The sequence below is a fragment of the Stappia sp. P2PMeth1 genome, from assembly GCF_900185735.1.
GTDB lineage: Bacteria > Pseudomonadota > Alphaproteobacteria > Rhizobiales > Stappiaceae > Stappia.
Genome location: NZ_FYAW01000017.1, coordinates 115,824 through 134,505 on the forward strand (window position 1 = coordinate 115,824; position 18,682 = coordinate 134,505).

Below are 18,682 nucleotides of genomic sequence, written 5' to 3' on the forward strand. Positions count from 1 at the left end.
GATGGGCAGGATTACCCTTTCCAAGGTGACCAAGAGCTTCGGCGACGTGGCGGTGATCCCGCCGCTGGACCTGGAGATCGAGGACGGCGAATTCGTCGTCTTCGTCGGCCCCTCCGGCTGCGGCAAGTCGACCCTCTTGCGGCTGATCGCCGGGCTGGAAGACGTCTCGTCGGGCGAGATCGTCATCGACGGCAAGCCCGCGACCGACCTGCCGCCGGCGCGGCGACGGCTCGCCATGGTGTTCCAGTCCTACGCGCTCTATCCGCATATGAGCGTGCGCAAGAACATCGCCTTCCCGCTGAAGATGGCGAAGATGGACCCGGCCGAGCAGGAGCGGCGGGTGCTGGCGGCGGCGAAGACGCTGAACCTCACCGACTATCTCGACCGGCGGCCGGGGCAGTTGTCCGGCGGCCAGCGTCAGCGCGTCGCCATCGGCCGCGCCATCGTGCGCGAGCCGGAGGCCTTCCTGTTCGACGAGCCGCTGTCCAATCTCGACGCGGCCTTGCGCGTCAACATGCGGCTGGAAATCTCCGAACTGCACCAGTCGCTGAAGACGACGATGATCTATGTCACCCACGACCAGGTCGAGGCGATGACCATGGCCGACAAGATCGTGGTGCTGCGGGCCGGCCATATCGAGCAGGTCGGCTCGCCGCTGGAGCTCTACCGCAACCCGGCCAATCTCTTCGTCGCCTGTTTCATCGGCTCGCCGAAGATGAACGTGATCACCGGCGCGGCGGCCGCCGAGCACGGCGCCCACACGATCGGCATCCGCCCCGAGCACCTCGCCATCACCGAGAGCGGCGGGCTCTGGCGCGGCCGGGTCGGCGTCGCCGAGCATCTGGGCTCCGACACCTTCCTGCATGTGCATGTCGAGGGACAGGACCCGCTGACGGTGCGGGTGGCCGGCGAGGCGGCCTGGCGCCATGGCGACGAGGTGGCGCTTGCGCCGCTTCCCGAACACCTGCACCGCTTCGACGCCAACGGGCTGGCGCTGCGATGAGACGGCTGGAAGGACGCAGCGCCCTGATCACCGGCGCGGCGCGCGGCATCGGCCGCGCCTTTGGCGAGGCCTATGCCCGCGAGGGCGCCAGGGTCGCCATCGCCGACATCAACCTCGATGGCGCACGGCAGGCGGCCGAGGCCATCGGCAACGGCGCGATGGCCGTGCATCTCGACGTCGCCGACCAGGCCTCCATCGAGCGCGCGGTGGCGGAAGTCGACGCGGCGCTCGGCGGCATCGACATCCTCGTCAATAACGCCGCGCTGTTCGACCTGGCGCCGATCGTCGAGATCACCCGCGCGAGCTTCGACCGGCTGGTCGCGGTCAATGTGGCCGGCTGCCTGTTCACCATGCAGGCGGCGGCGCGGGCGATGATCGCGCGCGGGCGCGGCGGCAAGATCATCAACATGGCGAGCCAGGCCGGACGGCGCGGCGAGCCGCTGGTCGCCGTCTATTGCGCCACCAAGGCGGCGGTGATCAGCCTGACCCAGTCGGCGGGGCTCGACCTGATCCGCCACCGCATCAACGTCAATGCCATCGCGCCCGGCGTCGTCGACGGCGAGCACTGGGACGGGGTGGACGCGCTTTTCGCCAGATACGAGGGCAGGGCGCCCGGCGAGAAGAAGCGCCTCGTCGGCGCGGCCGTGCCCTTCGGGCGGATGGGAACGGCGGAGGACCTGACCGGCATGGCGATCTTCCTCGCCGGGCCGGAGAGCGACTACGTCGTGGCGCAGACCTACAACGTCGACGGCGGCAACTGGATGAGCTGAGCCGGCAAACGGATGACGAGACCGATGAGCGAACACGCAGCGCCGCGCGCCCTCCCGCGCGCCGGCACCAGAGAGCATGACCCTGAGGCCCCAGTGATTAAAGCGACCACCAGCCTGTCCCTATCGACCCTGTCCGAGATTGCCGGGGCGGATGTGCCGGCCTATGCCCGCGAAGATCTGACGGCCGGCATCGTGCACTTGGGCGTCGGCAATTTCCACCGGGCGCATCAGATCGTCTATCTCGACCGCCTGTTCAACCGCGGCCTCGACCGCGACTGGGCGGTGATCGGCGCCGGCGTCAAGCCGCATGACGCGGCGATGCGCGCGCGGCTGCAGCGGCAGGACTGGCTCTCCACCGTGGTCGAGCTCGACCCCGGCGGGCTGACCGCGCGCGTCACCGGCGCGATGATCGACTTCGCGGAGGTCGATCCGGCGGCCATCGTCGCCGTGCTGGAGCGGCCCGAAATCCGCATCGTCTCGCTGACGATCACGGAAGGCGGCTATTATGTCGACGCCACCACCGGCGGCTTCGATGCGACCCATCCGGAGATGGTCACTGATGCGGCGAACCCGGACGCGCCGGCGACGGTGTTCGGCATCCTGCTGAAGGCGCTGCGCCGCCGCCGCGCCGCCGGCACCGCGCCCTTCACCGTGATGTCCTGCGACAACCTGCCGGAAAACGGCCATGTCGCCCGCACCACCGTGCTCGGCCTTGCCCGGATGAGCGATCCCGACCTCGCCGACTGGGTGGCGGAGAGCGTCGCCTTTCCGAGCAGCATGGTCGACTGCATCACCCCGGCGACCTCGGAACGCGAGATGGCCCTGCTGCGCGAGCGCTTCGGCATCGAGGATGAAGCTCCCGTCGCCTGCGAGCCGTTCCGCCAATGGGTGATGGAGGATCGCTTTTCCGCCGGCCGGCCGCGGCTGGAGGAGGTGGGCGTCGAGTTCGTCGAGGATGTCGCGCCCTACGAGTTGATGAAGCTCCGGATCCTCAATGGCGGCCATGCGGCGATTGCCTATCCGTCGGCGCTGCTCGGCTACCAGTTCGTCCATGACGCGATGGCCGATCCGCTGATCGCCGGCTTCTTGAGAAAGCTCGCCCATGCGGAGATCATCCCGACGGTGCCGCCGATCGAGGGCGTCGACTTCGCCGCCTATTTCGAGCTGATCGCCGCGCGCTTCTCCAACCCTGAGGTCGGCGACACGATCCCGCGCCTGTGCCTCGACGGGTCGAACCGGCAGCCGAAATTCATCCTGCCGACGGTGCGCGACCGGCTGGAGGCCGGAGCCGACCTTTCGGGCCTGGCGCTGGAAGTGGCGCTGTGGTGCCGCACTTGCGCCGGTACGGCGGAGGACGGCAGCGCCATCGGGATCGCCGACGAGCGCGCCGCCGAGCTGACCCGGCGGGCGCTGGAAGCGCGCGGTACGCCGCAGGCCTTCCTCGATTTCACGCCGGTCTTCGGCGATCTCGGCCGCGAGCGGCCCTTTGCCGATGCCTTCGCGCGCGACCTCGGCGCGCTGTGGGCGGAGGGCGTGCGCCCGGTGCTCTCCCGCTACATCGACAGCGGTGTGGCGGGAGGCTGAGCGCGCCCTATCCGCCCGAACACGGCGGCGCGGCGGAGCACCTCCCTCCGCCGCGCCGTCGGTGTCTTGCTGCTGTGCCTTGCCGGGACGCGGCGCGGTTTTCCGGGCATTTCCCGTGGTGCGACAGGTGGGGCTCTCGACCCCGCCGCCGGTTCGTGCTTGTCTCTGCGCCTCGAATAAACCGGCAAGGGAGGGGTGCCTTGGGCATTCAGGACGTTTCGGGGCTGACGGCCCTGCTTTTCGATCTCGACGGCACGCTGGTCGACAGCGTTCCCGACATCGCGGCGGCGACCAACCTGCTGCTGGACAGCGAGGGCCATGCGGCGCTGGAGGTCGACGAGGTGCGCCGGATGATCGGCCACGGCATCCCCAAGCTGGTGGAACGGGCGCTGGCCGCGCGCGGCCGGACGCTGGACGCTGAGGCGCTGGCTGTGCTGGTGGCGCGGATGATGGACTTTTACGGCGACAACCTGACGGGGCGCACGTCGCTGCTGCCCGGCGCGATGGAGGTGCTGGCAGAGGGCTCGGCGTCCGGGTTCGGCCTTGCCGTCGTCACCAACAAGCCGGAGGGTTTTTCCCGCACGATCCTGACGCATTTCGGCCTCGACGCCGTGGTGCCGGTGGTGGTCGGCGGCGACACCTGCGCGGCGCGCAAGCCGGAGCCGGACATGCTGCTGCATGCGGCGGCCCAGCTCGGGGCGGTGCCGGCGACGACGGTGATGGTGGGCGACAGCGGCGCCGATGTCGGCAGCGCGCGGGCCGCCGGCATGAAGGTGGTGCTGGTGCGCGGCGGCTACACGGCGGTGCCGGTGGAGGAGCTGGGCGCCGACCTCGTCATCGACAGGCTCGACCACCTGTTCGGCGCGCTGAAGCGCCTTGCCGAAACGGCCGACGCCCGGGCGTAAGGCCCGGGCGCCGAAGTCGTCTTTCATCCAGTGCCGGCTGGCGGTGATCCGCCAGCCCTTTTTTACCGCCAGCGGCTGCGCCCCTGCCGCAGCCGCGTCTGGCGCACATAGGTGGCCGAGACCCAGCCGCTGTCCTCGCCGTTCATCAGCTCGATCCGGCACCAGGTCTGGCCGCCGACGGCGCGGCAACCCCGGTCGATCAGCACGTCGCCATTGGCGACGCGGCCGAGCACCGGGAACTGGGTGCCGGGACCGCCGCGCACATTGAGCAGCCCGTTGGCGCTGAGGCCGGTCACTTCGAAATAGCTCTGGCGCTGCGGCTCGCCCGGCCGACCGATATCGGGACGACCGACATCGGGACGCGTCGGGCGCCCGCTCGCCTCGCGCAGGAAGCTGCCGACGACCCAGCCATTGTCCTCGCCATTGCGCCGCTCGATGCGGCACCAGCGCTCGCCCGCCAGCCGGCCGCAGCCGAGATTGCGCAGCACATCGCCATCCGACAGGCGCGCGACGATCGGGTGGCCGGTGCCCGGTCCGCTGCGCACGTTGAGATAGTCGCGCCCGCCGATGCCGGTCACCTGCCAGAAGTCCGGGCCGCCGTCTTCCATGACGATGGTCGGACTGGTCGGCCGGCCGGGGCGGTCGGGACGGTCCTCGCCGGGACGGCCGGGGCGAAGGCTGGCCTCGCGCAGATAGGTGGCCGAGGCCCAGCCGCCGTCGCGACCGTTTACCCGCTCGACCTGGCACCAGCGCTGGCCGCTGATCGCGTAGCAGCCGAGATTGCGCAGCACCTCGCCCTCGGCGACGCGCGCGACCACCGGATTGCCGGTGTTGGGGCCGCTGCGGATGTTGAGCGTGTCGCGGGCGCCGACGCCGGTGACCTGCCAGAACTCCGGCTCGCCCGGATTGCGGCCCGGCTCGCGGCCCGGTTCACGACCGGGCTCTCGTCCAGGCTGCTGCGGCTGCGGGCGGGCCGTGCCCGGCCGGACGGAGGCGACGGTGAGCACGAAGCGCGCCCGCTCGTTGCGCGCGACGCCGTCGACGGCAAGCCGCACGCGGATGCGGTAGTCGCCGGACTGGTCGGCGCGGCCGTCGAACTTGGCGCCCTGGCGGGCGCCGTCGAAGACCTCGCGCCGGCCGCCCGGCTCGGCGATGCCCATGTGCAGCGCGCGGCTGGAGGAGGACAGGGCGATGCTGACCTCCTGCCCGGCCAGCACCGGCAGCAGGTATTCGATGAACTCCGCCCCGGTGACCATGCCGGAGACCTGGGTGCCGGGCTCGCCGCGCGGGATCTCGATCAGCTCCGTCCGCATCTCCATGGCGGCGGCCGCCGGAGCGGCAAGAGCGACCGCGACCGCAAGCGCAGCCGTGGCAAGGGAACGGAAAACCGGCATGCGTCAAATCTCCTGAACGAATCCGCCGGCGGGCGGCGTTGCCAGCAGTGATTGCGCCGCATTGTGTCGAGGTGTTGGCGCGGATTTCAAGTTTCACGGCGAAATGCCGGCGATAGCGGTTTTCGCGCATTGCCCGGCGGCGCCGGACCTCTATCATCGACACGTCGGAGAGGGAGCCGCGATGCCTGCCTTTGTGCTGATCCTGACCTATGTGGTGCTGGCGCTGGCGCCGCTGGCCCTGGCCGCCGCCAGCGGGCGGCCGCCGCGCCCGGTGATGGACGAGATCGCCAGCGCCATGGCGATGGTCGCCTTCGCCATCCTCCTGGTCGAATTCGTGCTGTCGGGCCGCTTCCGCAGCATTTCCGGGCGCGTCGGGCTCGACGTCACCATGCGCTTTCACCAGCTTTTCGCCCGCACCGCGCTGGCGCTGGCCCTGGTTCATCCCTTCCTCTACACGCTGCCCTTCGCCCGGCCACTGCCCTTCGACCCCACCCGCCAGTTGACGCTGACCTTCGCCGCCGAAGGGCTGGTGACCGGGGTGCTCGCCTTCGTGCTGCTGCCCGCCTTCGTCCTGCTGTCGATCGCCCGCGACCGCATCGGCTGGCGCTACGAGACCTGGCGGCTCGCCCACGGTCTCGGCGCGCTGGTCATCGCGCTGCTGGTGCTGATCCATGCCCGCCACGCCGGCCGCTACAGCGCCGACCCGCTGCTCTCCGGCCTGTGGGCGGTGCTGACCGCGATCGCGGCGCTGTCGCTGCTGCATGTCTATGCGGTGAAGCCGCTGCTGGCGCTGCGCCGGCCGTGGCGGGTGACGGGCCTGCGCAAGCTCGCCGAACGGACCTGGGAGGTGGTGCTGAGCCCGAGCGGACATGACGGCATCGCCTACAAGGCCGGCCAGTTCGCCTGGATCCGCATCGGCGCGCCGGCCGTCTCGCTGCGCGAGAACCCGTTCTCCATCGCCTCGGCGCCGGGCGAGGGGCGGGATCTGCGCTTCGTCATCAAGGAACTCGGCGACTTCACCGCAACGCTCAGCGGCATCCCGCTCGGCACCACGGCCTATGTCGACGGGCCGCACGGCAACCTGGTGCTGGAGGGGCGCGGCGGCACGGGCATCGCCTGCATCGCCGGCGGCGTCGGCATCGCGCCGATGCTGGGGCTGCTGCGGCAGTTGGAACTCGACGCCGACCCGCGCCCGACGGTGCTGGTCTATGGCAACCGCCATGCCGGCCAAATCGCCTGCACGGAGGATCTCGCCCGCCTGCGCCGGCAGCACCGCACGCAGGTGGTGCAGGTGCTCTTGGAGCCGCCGGACGACTGGCAGGGCGAGCGCGGCATGGTCGACGCGGCGCTGATCGCCCGCCTGTTCGCCGAGCCCCGCCACCGCGACTGGCTCTATGTGCTGTGCGGCCCGCCGGCGATGATGGAGACGGTGGAGGCGGCGCTGCTCGGCCTCGGTGTCGCACCTCGGCGGATCATCAGCGAAAGGTTCCAGCATGACTGAGCCGCGCCCCTCGATATCACGTCCGCGCACCGCCCGCCTGCGCCGGCTCGCCCTGTTCTGGGCGCTCAATGCGGTGCTCGCCGTCGGCATCCTCGCCTTCGCGCTGCGGTAGAGGCGAGCGCCCCGCGGCGGGGATGGCGCCGCCGCTCACCCCGCCCTTGCACGCCGGTTTCTCGGGATGACGCGGGAGGGGGAGGGCGCAGGAGGACACTCTGTGTGTTGGGTTCGCGCGGGTGCGTTCCCGCCGCCGCTCTGGGAACGAATAGCCCCCGGCTCTGCGCTGCGCGCGGCCGGGGTGACGGCCTGTGGGTGGGGCGATGGCGGCGGCATGACGGCCTGTGGATGGGGCGATGACGGCGGCGGCATGACGGCGGTGGATGGGGCGATGACGGCGGCGGCATGACGGGGGTGGGTGGGGCGAGGCCGTGCTTGCCTCTCGGCTGTCGTCCCGGACGAGGCCGAAGGCCGAAGATCCGGGACCCATTGGCACCCTCAGTCGGCGTGGGGCGGAATGCCTCTCCTTGCGTCTTCCCGGACGAGCATCGCGAGATCCGGGACCGGAGAGCCGCGGCGGTTGTGGTGTTTTGCGGGAGTGCCTTCGCGAGGCCCTCGGCTCTCCGATCCCGCATCTTCGCTTCGCTTCGTGCGGGATGACGCTAGGAGGGGCCGGTGCGCGGGATGACGCGGGAGGGGGAGGAGCGCGGGATGACGCGGGGAGAGGGAGGAGCGCGGCGACGATACTCCGTGTGTTGGGGTTGTGCCGGCGCGTCGCCGCTGCTGCTCCGGCAGCCAATAGACCCCGGCTCTGCGCTGCGCGCGGCCGGGGTGACGGCCTGTGGATGGGGCGATGGCGGCGGCATGACGGCGGCCGGGTAACAGCCGAGGATGGGGCGACGGTGGTGCCTCTTCGATATCGCAGGCCGCCGCCTTGAAGATGTTTTGCGAATTATTTCACCTTGTCCTTGGGGATGAGCGGTATCCGATAGGATTCCAAGACAAGACTAAGACGAAACTAGATTTATACCTTTTGCGGCGAGCGCGATACCGTTCCAGAACAGATCCGGCGTGCTTCGGTAAAGGGGCGGCCGGAGGGCTTCGGGAGGGCTCCAACGTGATCGTCCGTACCTTCAAGGCTGCCGGCGATGCGCCGGTTTTCCGCTATGCCGTGTCCCGCGAGGTGGTGGCGCGCACCGACCAGGTGGGCCATGCGGTCTACGACACGACGCTGGCCGCCGGCGCCGCCGACACGGTGGCGCGCGATGCCGCCGGCGAATTTCCCGCACAGGCGCATTTCTGCCTCTCTGGCTGCGGCACGGTGACCGTCGGCGGCCGCAGCGAAAGGGTGTCGCCCGGCACGCTGGTCGCCGCGCGCGCCGAGGTCGAGGTGAGCTTCGTCGCCGAGACCGAGATGCGCATCTGTACCGTCTTCGGCGGCGAGGGGCCGCAGGAGGCGATCCGCGCGGAGGCTTTGGTGCGCCATGTCGACGAGTTCATCGGCACCGAGCGCGACGTCTTCTGGGGCAATGGTCAGAGCCGGCGGCTCCTGGTCAAGGCCGACGGCTTCGGCTTCGCCCTGTGCCAGACGCTCGGCAATGCCAATACCGACTCGCCGCTGCAATACCGCCACCATTTCGAGAGCTGCTACTATGTCTCGGGCACCGGCGAATATGTCTGGGAGAGCGGCAGCCACCCGATCGACACCAATGGCGCGCGGGCAACGGCCTTCATCATGAACCGCAACGATGCCCACCGCATGGTGGTGCGCGATGCCGCGATCTGCCTCAGCATCTTCAGCCCCGCCATCGAGGGGCATGAGGCGCATGATTTTTCCGGCGGCCGGCCGTCTTCGTATTGAGAGACGCCCTCCAGCGGCCGCCTGACGCGATTTTCTGCGCTTCCGGTTCACGTACCCGAACGTACGCTGCGCTCCGGATCTCGCAAATCACGCCATCCGGCGCGCTGGAAAGCGTCTCAGACAAGGCGGGCCGAGGTTCGGCGGCAATCAGTCGCCAAGCCACCGAATGGGCCGAATATAATATATTTCAACTGCTTTTGCCGGGTCGCTAAGGTCTTTTCGTCCGCCGCGGATGCCGTCCGCGTCCCGGTTGGCGTCGCCGGAAGGAGTTTCAATGACGTCGCAATCCGTGCAAAGCGCCGAAGGCCAGGTCTTCGACATCATCGGCATCGGCATCGGCCCGTTCAACCTCGGGCTCGCCTGCCTGACCCAGCCGATCCGCGATCTCGACTGCCTGTTCCTGGAGGCGAAGGACCAGTTCAACTGGCACGAGGGAACCCTGCTGGAAACGGCGACGCTGCAGACGCCGTTCCTGTGCGATCTGGTGACGATGGCCGATCCGACCAGCGCGTTCAGCTTCCTCAACTACCTGAAGCAGACCGGCCGGATCTACGCCTTCTATGCCTTCCTGCTGGACACGGAAAACTTCTTCCTGCTGCGCAACGAATTCAACACCTACTACCGCTGGGCGGCGAGCCGGCTCGACAATGTCGTCTTCAACCGCGAGGTGGAGGCGGTCGAGTATGACGATGCGGCCGGCCACTACCGGGTGACCTGCCTCAACACCAGGATGGGCCAGCGCAAGGTGCTGCGCGCGCGCCGCATCGTGCTCGGCTCCGGCATGTCGCCGGCCTATCCCGCGCCTTGCGAGCCGCTGCGCGACAAGCTGCTGCACAGCGCCGACTATATGCGCAACCGCGAGGCGGTGCGGCAGAAGCGGTCGATCACCGTGGTCGGCTCGGGCCAGAGCGCGGCCGAGGTCTATCACGACCTGCTCGGCGACATCGACCGCTACGGCTACCGGCTCAACTGGGTGACGCGCTCGACGCGCCTGGTGCCGCGCGAACTCACCAAGTTCACCCTGCAGATGACGACGCCGGACTATGCCGACTACTTCTTCTCGCTCTCGCGCGGGAAGCGCGAGGAGCTGGTGCGGGCGATGCAGGCGATCTTCAAGGGCGTCAACCCGTCGCTGATCAACGACATCTACGACCTGCGCTATCGCAAGCTGCTCGGCGGCGAGGTCGACATGATGCTGATCTCCAATTCGCAGGTCGAGGCCTGCGCCCATGATGCGGCGAGCGACAGCTTCCGCGTCACCTTCCGCCAGGTCGAGGAGGACCGGACCTTCGAGCTGGAGACCGAGGCGCTTATCCTCGGCACCGGCTACCGCTTCCGCGTGCCGGAGTATCTGGCGCCGATCTCGGAGCGCATCAACTGGTGCGGCGAGGGGCGCTTTGCGGTGGCGCGCAATTGCAGCATCGACAAGGAGGGCGGCGAGATCTTCGTCCAGAACGCGGAGATCCATGCCGACAGCTACCTGCCGCCGGATCTCGGCCAGTCCTGCTACCGCAACTCGGTCATCATCCGCGAGGTGCTGGGCAAGGACTATTATCCGATCGAGCGCAGCCTTGCCTTCCAGCGCTTCGCCGCGCCGGCGGACGGGGTCACCGCCGCCGTCTCGGCCGGCGGTTGACGGGGCCGGACGATGGACGCGATGACCGCCGCGTTGCAGACCATGCCGCCGCACGAGCGGGCGGTGGCGCATCTGGAAAGCGACCGCTGGCTGTGGGCCAACCGGCTCTTGGTGCGCAAGGCGATCTCCGAGTTCGCCCACGAACTGCTGCTTGGCCCCCGGGAGATTGAGCCGGCGGGCGCCGGCCCGGCCAGCCGCTACGTGCTGGAGCAGCCGGGGCTCGGCATCGAGTATACGTTCCGCGCAAGGCGGATGCGGCTCGACCACTGGCAGGTGGACGCGCACTCGATCGAAAAGCGGGTGCGGGGCAAGCCGGCGCCGCTCGACGCGCTGAAATTCATCATCGAGTTCAAGCGCGAGCTCGGCATTCGCGACGCGATGATGCCGGTCTATCTCGACGAGATCAGCAGCATTCTCTATGGCAGCGCCTACAAGGCGGCGACCAGGCCGCACCGCGCCTCCGACCTTGCCGGCGCCGATTTCCAGACCATCGAGACCGGCATGACCGAGGGCCATCCCTCCTTCGTCGCCAACAATGGCCGGCTCGGCTTCGACACGGCCGACTATCCGCTCTATGCGCCGGAGGCGGCCGGGCCGCTGTCCATCGTCTGGATCGCGGTCTCCCGCGAGCATTCGCGCTTCACCGCGATGGCCGGCATCGATCACGACCGCCTGATGAGCGAGGAACTGGGGGCGGAGACGGTCGCCGACTACCGGGCGCAGCTTGCCGGCGAGGGGCTCGACCCCGAGCGCTATTATTTCATGCCGGTGCATCCCTGGCAGTGGTTCAACCGCATCTCGATGAGCTTTGCCCCGGAGATCGCCCGGCGCAACATCGTCTATCTCGGCCTGTCGCGCGACCTCTACCAGCCGCAGCAATCGATCCGCACCTTCTTCAATGCCTCGGCGCCGTCGAAGCGCTATGTGAAGATGGCGCTGTCGATCCTCAACATGGGCTTCATGCTGCAACGCGGCCTGTCGCCGGAGGACATGCAGACGACGCCGGAGATCAACGAGTGGCTGCGCAACCTTCTGGCGCGCGACCGCTACCTGCAGGACAACGGCTTCTGCCTGATCTGCGAACAGGCGACGATCAGCTACCGCAATCCCTATTACGAGGAAGGGCTGGCGGCGGATTCTCCTTACAAGCACGTGCTCGCCGCCCTGTGGCGGGAAAGCCCGGTCAACCTGATCCGCCCCGGCGAGCGGCTGATGACGATGGCAGCGCTGCTGCATCTCGATCCGCAAGGGGATGCGCTGACGGCGAGCCTGATCGAGCGCTCGCGGCTGGGGGCGGAGGAGTGGATCCGCCGCTATCTCAAGGCGTATCTGGCGCCGGTGCTGCACTGCTACTACGCCTATGACATCATCTTCATGCCGCATGGCGAGAACGTCATCCTCATTCTGGAGAACGACGCGCCGACGCGCATCGTCATGAAGGACCTGGCCGAGGAGATGCGCATCCTCAACAGCGGCGCGACGCTGCCGCCGGTGGTGCGGCGCAACTGCGTGGTGCTGGACGATGCGGTGCGGCTCGACGGCATCTTCACCGATGTCTTCGACTGCTACTTCCGCCATCTGGCGGCGATCCTCGACGAGCGGCAGGTGCTGCCCGAGGCAAGGTTCTGGGCGCTGGTCGGCGAGTGCGTGCGCGCCTATCAAGCGGCGCAGCCGCACTATGCCGAGAAGTTCGCCCGCCACGACGTCTTCGTGCCGGAGTTTCCGCGCAACTGCATCAACCGGCTGCAACTGCGCGACAACCAGCAGCTTCTCGACCCCAACGATCCCGACAAGGGGTTCGAATATGCCGGCACGCTGCCCAATCCGCTGACGGGCGGCAGCGACGGCGCGCAGCCCGGCATGCTGCGCCGGGCGATGGGGCATATCGGCACCTATTTCCTCGGCCCCGGCTGAGGCCTGTTTTCTTCTGTCTCGCGCTGGTTGCGCAGATATGAAAACGGACTTTGTGACAAGAAACCCTCTCTGGAATACTGGAGGCGTGCCGTCTTTCGATCCTTGCTCGAAAGCAAACGGCTCGTCATTTCTGCCTATCCGGGAAGGGAAATACGATGTTGAAGGCTGTTGAGATTTCGAAGGAGCTTAACGCGGACAGCATTCGCAAGCTGATCGCCAAGAACATCGACGCGATCCATGTGCCGGGCTTCTATCCGGAGGATCTGGCGGCCACCTTCGCCGACCGCGTCGCCGGCGATGCGGGTCTCGAGGCCTACAAGGTGCAGAACGCGCTGAAGCGGCTCGGCATGGGCTATGTCGATGTCGGCAAGGACGCGGACAATGCCGAACGCTATCACAGCGAGGCGCTGCGCTCGATCTGGGGCATCCGCGACCTGATCTATCCGAGCCTGACGCCGCTCGACCATTTCCGCCTGCTGCTGGAGGAGGTCTGGCCGGCCGGCGCCACCATCCAGTCGATCGACGGGCGCAAGAGCTTCGTCGGCACCTGCCGGGTGATCGATCCGGGCGCCAAGATGCTGCCGCATAACGACCGGCTGGCGCGGATGCTGACCAGCGGCACGTCGGACCTGACCGGCCAGCTCGCGGTCAACATCTATCTCGACATGCCGCCGGAGGGGGGCGAATTGGAACTGTGGCTGAGCGAGCCGACGCCGGAGCAGGACAAGGAGCAGGAGACCCGCGACGGGCTCGACCGCGAGGTGCTGGGCGAGCCGCGGCTGGTGATCCGGCCGCAGAACGGCGACCTGGTGCTGTTCAACTCGCTGCTGATCCACGGGGTGACGCCGGGCGTCGGCGCGCGCCGGGTGACGATGTCCTGCTTCGTCGGCTATCGCGGCGACGATGAGCCGCTGACCTATTGGAGCTGACGCTCCGCCACCTCTTGTTGCCGGAATGAAAAGGGGCGCGCCTTCGAGATGAAGACGCGCCCTAAGTTTGTTTCGGGGAGGAGCCTTCCGCCGCAACCCGGCCCGCTTTTGGCAAAGCGGACCGGGCTCCGCTGAAGCGGCGGACGGCCTTTCGGTTACTCGCCCGCCGCCGCGGCTGCCTGGGCCTCGGGGCCCGCCAGCAAGTCGCGCCGCCGGATCATCAGACCAGAGATGACGATGGCAAGAACCGAAAGCAGGGCGACGATCCACATCAGCACCGAGAAGGCGGAGGCGAAGCTCGCCCGGCCGAATTCGGTGAGCGCCGGCTGGACCTCGACCGGCGCATTGGCAACGGCGCCGGCGAAGTCGCCGCGGGCGATGAAGTTCGCCGTATTGGCGAGGCCGTCGCCGAGCCCGGCGGCAAGCTCGCCCGTGCCGCCGAGCTGCAGCGTGATCGCCGACAGCAGGATGGCGCCGAACACCGAGATCGACAGGGTGAAGGAGCCGTGGCGGAAGGTGATGTTGACGCCCGAAGCGACGCCCGCCCGCTCCGGCGGCACGACGGCGGTGGCGACATTGGACAATTCGCCGTTGATGAGGCCGGTGCCGATGCCGAGCAGCACGAAGGCGACGACCCACAGCACCACCTCGGCCGGGGGAGCGATGGCGAGCCACAGGAAGCCGGCGGCGATCAGCGCGCAGCCGAAGGCGATCAGCCCGCGCACGCCGAACCGCTCCGGCGAGGCGAGGCGGGCGCCGAGCGGGGCGACGAGCAGCAGCGGCACCGTCATCGGCAGCAGCATCAGGCCGGCCGAGGACGCCGACATGTCATGCACCACCTGGAAGTAGATCGGCAGGTAGACCAGCATGACCCAGAAGGTGATGCTGTTGAGCACGCAGACGAGCTGGATGCCGGTGAAGGTCGGGATGCGGAACAGGCGCAGGTCGAAGGCCGGCTTCCTAACGCTGGTCTCGATCCACACGAACAGCAGGAACAGCACCACGGCGCCGGCCATGGCCGCGACGATGGTGTTGCTGCCCCAGCCGCGCTCGCCGCCCTCGATCACCGCATAGGAGAGGCACGCCAGCGCGCCGGTGAAGGTGAGGATGCCCGGCCAGTCGAGGCCGCCCGCCTTGTCGTCGGAGGATTCCTCCACGCGCCAGTAGCACAGGGTGATCAGCACCGCGACGATCGGCACGTTGAGCAGGAAGATCCAGCGCCAGCTCAACAGGTCGACGAGAATGCCGCCGACGATCGGGCCGAAGGCCGCGCCGCAGCCGATCGACACGCCCCACAGGGCGAAGGCCTGGGCCCGCTCGGCGCCCTGGAAGGCGTTGGAGATCAGCGCGACGCCGAGGATCAGCATGGCCGAGGCCGACAGGCCTTGCGCGACGCGGCCCCAGATCAGGGCTGTCGGCGTGTCGGCAAGGCCGACGATCAGCGAGGTGGCGCCGAACAGCGCGAGGCCGATCACCATCACCCGGCGGCGGCCGAACCAGTCGGCCAGGGCGCCGACGGCGATCAGCACCGAGGTATAGGCGATGTTGTAGGCGTTGATGATCCACTGGAGCTCGGAGAAGCTCGCCTTCAGGTCCCGCTCGATGGAGGGCAGCGCGATGGCGACCACCGTCACGTCGAGAATGACGAGGAACGAGCCGAGCGCGGCGACCGCGAGCGTCGGCCAGTTGTCCATCAAGGAGGAACGTTGTGTCGATTGGACTGAGGTCATTGTCTGTTTCCCGAATGCGTTTGCGGAAACGGTCGCCGGTTGACGAGGCTTCCCTCGGCGAAATGCCGTGAAACGACGGCAAGGCGGGAAGGGGCGGGCGTGCGCCGGAACACCGCGCGCGAGCGACGGCGATCCGGGTGCAACCCCGTATCGTTGTTGGATTTTCTGCACCTTGCAGGGGAAATCTAAAGCCCCCCCGGAAGCGGGGGAAATATATAATTCCGCAGGGTTCAGGTGCCTTTGCGACTGATTTTCAACGCTCGCCGAGCGGCGGCAAGGGCGCGCCGGCAGTGGGCAGGAACGGCGCGAGCTCGGCGGCCGAAAAGCGGTGTGTCGCGGCATGCGTCCAGGCCGGGCGGCGGTCGCGGTCGATCATCGCGGCGCGGATGCCTTCCGAAAAATCCGCATGGACCATGAGCCGGCTTATTATCTCGTATTCGAACCCGAGCGCGGCCTCCAGGCCGCCGTGTCGGCGGGCGCGGGCGAGCGCCTCCAGGGTCAGCGCCAGCGCCAGCGGCGAGGCCTTGAGGAGGGCCTTTGCCGCCCGCGCGCAAGCCTCGCCGCCGGTTTTTTCCAGCCGGACGAGGATCTCCGGCACGTCAGGAGCGGCAAAGGCGTGCTCCAGCTCCGGGCCGAAGCCGGGCAGGGCAGCAGCGCAGTCCGTTAGTGACGCGGGCAGGGGGGCGGGCAGGGCGGCGGGCAGGGCGGCGAGGCCGTCTTCGCACAGCGCCTCGGCCAGCGCCGGCATCTGCTCCGAGGCGGTCCGGTAGCGCACGAAGCCGAGCGCGGCGGCGGCCTCGGCAGTGAGCTTCTCGCCGGTGAGGGCGATGAAGGCGGCAAGCGGAGCGGGGAGGGAGCTGAGAAGATGCGTTGCGCCGGAATCGGGGATCCAGCCGATGCCGCATTCCGGCATGGCGAAGCTCGCCCGCTCGCTGGCGATGGGATGGCTGGCGTGCAGCGCGAAACCCAGCCCGCCGCCCATGGCGACGCCGTCGATCAGGGTGACGACGGGCTTGGGGTAGCGTGCCAGGGCAAGGTCGAGACGGTATTCGGCAAGGCAGTGGCCGCGCGCGCCCTCGATATCGCCGCGGGCGATCCGGCCATGCACGGCGGCAATGTCGCCGCCGGCGCAAAACGCCCGCCCGCCGACCGCATCGATGACGACCAGCTCAAGAGCCGGGTCGGCGCGCCAATCCTGAAGGGCTGAGGCGATGCCGGCAAGCATCGCCTCGCTCAAGAGGTTGAGGGCGCGGGGGCGGTTCAGCGTGATCCGCCCGGCGCGGCCCTGTCGCCGGACCAGAAGTTCGCCGTCCGGAGCGGGGGCGCTCAATGGTGGATGAGGGCCGCCGACCAGGCGAAGCCCGCGCCATTGGAGACGACCATCACCTTGTCGCCGGTGCGGATGAGGTTCTGCTCCACCGCTTCCGCATAGTTGATGACCATGTCGCTTTCCTGCACATGGCCGCGATGCTTCAGCGCGCTGGTGTAGACCTTTTCCTTCGGCAGGCCGAATTTCTTCATGAAATAGGCCTGATCCCAGGTCGAGAAGGTCGGATAGACGTAATAGTCGACATCGTCGAAGGTGAGGCCCAGCTTGTCGAGCAACTGGGTCATCACCTTGCCGAACATGCGGAAGTTGATCGGGATGACGCCCTCGTTGAACTTGTCCATCTTGGCATACATGTGCAGCAGCCGTTCGGTCACTTCCTCGTTCGGCTGGCGGTTCTGCAGGCCCGGCACATACCATACGTCGTGCAGCCGGCCGATGGAGATGGTCTCGACGCCGAGGATGCGCGCGCGGGTCGCGTTCCTGCGCAGCACCAGGGCGCTGCCGCCGTCGCTCGCCACGGTGATCGGGTAATAGGTCTTGTTGAGGTCCGGCGTGCGGTCGCCGGCAAAGAGCAGCGCCGTCGTGACGTCGTCGTCGGCGAGCATCAAGGAGACGACGGTCTTCAGCGCCAGATGATAGCTGGCGCAGCCGCCGGTGTTGACGGCGGTGGCGAAGGCATTGTCCAGCCCCAGCTCCTGCTGCACGAGGCCGGCAGCCGACCAGGTCGGCCCGACATAGTCCTCCGGGATCGAGGTGAAGTCGACGACGAGGTCGACCTCACCGGGCGCCACCCCGGCCTGGTCGAGGGCGCGGCGCGCGGCCTCGACCGCCAGCACCGAGGGCAACTCGTCGGTGACATGGATGTCGTGGATGCCGATGTCGCGCTGGAAGTCGATGTTCTTCGACAGGGTGCCGAAGGGCACGTCCTCGTCGCGGAAGACGTCCGCCACCAGCTTCTTGTCGGGCGGCAGGTAGAAGGCTTCGGAAAGGATGCCGACGTGGTCCATCTGGATCTCCCTGTCAGTATTGCAGCAAGGTGGCGCCGTAGAGAAAGCCGTGGCCATGGGTGGCCAGCAGCACATGGCTGCCGGCGGGCGGCGCCTCCTCCTCCAGTTCCAGCAGGTTGAGGACGAGGTCCGAGCCGTGCAGGTGGCCGCGCGAGGCAAAGCCCGCCGGCACCAGCCGCGCGCCGGTGCAAAGGCTGTCGCCGACGGCCTGTGCGTCCGCCGCCGAGATGTTGGCGGTGATGGTGCGGGAAATGTCGCCCCCCGACAGTCCGTGGCGGGCGAGCAGCCTGTCGACCAGCCCCTTGAGCTCATTGGTGCGGTCGGCGCGGTCATGCTTGGCCGCATCCAGCGTCAGCCGGTAGAGGTCGAGCCGGGTCGGGTGCTTCATGCCGCCGCCGGGAATGTTGAGCACGTCGTGCAGCGCGCCGGTCGAGCGCAGGGCGGTGCCGAGGATGGCGGCGCGGCCCGCCCCGCGCGCGACGATGACGGCGCTGGCCCCATCCCCCAGCACGGTGAGCGGGGCGTCCAGACCGGCGATCACCCGGTTGCCGGCAATCGCCTGGTCGGCGGCGACCAGCAGCACCCGGTTGACGTCGTCATTGGCGAGGATCAGCGCGCGGGCGAACTTGATCGCCGCATGCAGGTTCGACGAATGGCCGCCGCTATAGCCGAGGGTGAAGGCGCGCTTGGCGCCGAGCTCCGCCTGCAGCTCGTTGCTCATCGACCAGGCCGGCTCGACATAGCGCTGCGGCATCATCGAGAAGTCGATGATCGCATCGAGGTCGAGGGGCGAGAGGCCGGCCGCCTCCAGCACCTTGCGCGACACGGCAAGGGCCATGTCGGTCGGGCTCTCGCCTTCGAAGACATGGACGCTGCCGACGCCGAGCCGTGCGGCGGCGGTGACATCGACCGGCCCCGTCTCGCGGGCGACGATCTCGTCGAGCGTGCAGATGCGCTCGGGCAGATGGTGGGCGGCGGCAAGCAGGCCGACGGGTTCTGTGGAGTGGTCTCTGATGCTGTCTCTAATGCTGTCTCTGGCGCTGTCGCGGGTCATGGCTCCGGCTCCTGGCTGGGAGAGAGGGGCGCGCCGCGCCGCCGGCCGCTTGCCCGCAAGGCCTGACGGC

General features: G+C 68.6%; 14 protein-coding genes. 9 read left to right on the forward strand and 5 right to left on the reverse strand.

Going from position 1 to position 18,682, the window contains the following annotated elements; all coding sequences use genetic code 11:
• The first annotated feature begins 1 nt into the window (after position 1).
• From P2PM1_RS09510 to gph, 4 genes are all read left to right on the forward strand, one after another.
• Entirely contained in the window at positions 2-1,003 is a 1,002-nt protein-coding gene (locus P2PM1_RS09510) for an ABC transporter ATP-binding protein (protein WP_186398888.1), read from the forward strand.
• Positions 1,000-1,773 (forward strand): L-iditol 2-dehydrogenase, encoded by a 774-nt coding sequence (locus P2PM1_RS09515; protein WP_186398889.1) that lies wholly within the window; start codon positions 1,000-1,002, stop codon positions 1,771-1,773. Before P2PM1_RS09510 ends, P2PM1_RS09515 begins: the two co-directional genes overlap by 4 nt.
• Before the next feature lie 93 nt (positions 1,774-1,866).
• The gene (locus P2PM1_RS09520) at positions 1,867-3,357 is read left to right on the forward strand and encodes a mannitol dehydrogenase family protein (RefSeq protein WP_244301455.1); all 1,491 of its coding nucleotides are present in this window, start codon (positions 1,867-1,869) and stop codon (positions 3,355-3,357) included.
• A gap of 200 nt (positions 3,358-3,557) precedes the next feature.
• Complete coding sequence (gph, locus tag P2PM1_RS09525; RefSeq protein WP_186398891.1) at positions 3,558-4,262, forward strand: phosphoglycolate phosphatase; 705 nt, start codon at positions 3,558-3,560, stop codon at positions 4,260-4,262.
• A gap of 62 nt (positions 4,263-4,324) precedes the next feature.
• Here the strand turns inward: gph and P2PM1_RS09530 are convergent, their stop codons facing one another.
• On the reverse strand, positions 4,325-5,656 hold the full coding sequence (locus P2PM1_RS09530) for an SH3 domain-containing protein (protein ID WP_186398892.1): 1,332 nt from the start codon (positions 5,654-5,656) through the stop codon (positions 4,325-4,327).
• 181 nt (positions 5,657-5,837) lie between these two features.
• Between P2PM1_RS09530 and P2PM1_RS09535 the strand changes: the two genes are divergently transcribed.
• From P2PM1_RS09535 to P2PM1_RS09555, 5 genes are all read left to right on the forward strand, one after another.
• Positions 5,838-7,157 carry a ferric reductase-like transmembrane domain-containing protein gene (locus tag P2PM1_RS09535; RefSeq protein WP_186398893.1) on the forward strand — a complete coding sequence of 440 codons (1,320 nt, stop codon included), beginning with the start codon at positions 5,838-5,840 and terminating at the stop codon, positions 7,155-7,157.
• A gap of 1,111 nt (positions 7,158-8,268) precedes the next feature.
• Positions 8,269-9,012 carry an ectoine synthase gene (locus P2PM1_RS09540; protein ID WP_186398894.1) on the forward strand — a complete coding sequence of 248 codons (744 nt, stop codon included), beginning with the start codon at positions 8,269-8,271 and terminating at the stop codon, positions 9,010-9,012.
• 274 nt (positions 9,013-9,286) lie between these two features.
• Positions 9,287-10,648 carry a lysine N(6)-hydroxylase/L-ornithine N(5)-oxygenase family protein gene (locus tag P2PM1_RS09545; RefSeq protein ID WP_186398895.1) on the forward strand — a complete coding sequence of 454 codons (1,362 nt, stop codon included), beginning with the start codon at positions 9,287-9,289 and terminating at the stop codon, positions 10,646-10,648.
• A gap of 12 nt (positions 10,649-10,660) precedes the next feature.
• On the forward strand, positions 10,661-12,562 hold the full coding sequence (locus P2PM1_RS09550; RefSeq protein ID WP_186398896.1) for an IucA/IucC family siderophore biosynthesis protein: 1,902 nt from the start codon (positions 10,661-10,663) through the stop codon (positions 12,560-12,562).
• Between the two features lie 155 nt (positions 12,563-12,717).
• The gene (locus P2PM1_RS09555; RefSeq protein ID WP_186398897.1) at positions 12,718-13,491 is read left to right on the forward strand and encodes a 2OG-Fe(II) oxygenase; all 774 of its coding nucleotides are present in this window, start codon (positions 12,718-12,720) and stop codon (positions 13,489-13,491) included.
• Positions 13,492-13,646: 155 nt separating this feature from the next.
• Here the strand turns inward: P2PM1_RS09555 and P2PM1_RS09560 are convergent, their stop codons facing one another.
• From P2PM1_RS09560 to P2PM1_RS09575, 4 genes are all read right to left on the reverse strand, one after another.
• Complete coding sequence (locus tag P2PM1_RS09560) at positions 13,647-15,221, reverse strand: MFS transporter (protein WP_186398898.1); 1,575 nt, start codon at positions 15,219-15,221, stop codon at positions 13,647-13,649.
• Between the two features lie 253 nt (positions 15,222-15,474).
• A complete protein-coding gene (locus tag P2PM1_RS09565) occupies positions 15,475-16,551 on the reverse strand; it encodes an enoyl-CoA hydratase/isomerase family protein (RefSeq protein ID WP_186398899.1) in 1,077 nt (358 codons plus the stop codon).
• Entirely contained in the window at positions 16,548-17,558 is a 1,011-nt protein-coding gene (locus P2PM1_RS09570; RefSeq protein WP_186398900.1) for a 3-oxoacyl-ACP synthase III family protein, read from the reverse strand. The genes P2PM1_RS09565 and P2PM1_RS09570 overlap by 4 nt, the downstream gene beginning before the upstream one ends.
• Before the next feature lie 13 nt (positions 17,559-17,571).
• Positions 17,572-18,612: a hypothetical protein gene (locus P2PM1_RS09575; RefSeq protein ID WP_186398901.1), complete on the reverse strand. Its 1,041-nt coding sequence runs from the start codon at positions 18,610-18,612 to the stop codon at positions 17,572-17,574.
• Positions 18,613-18,682: the final 70 nt, after the last annotated feature.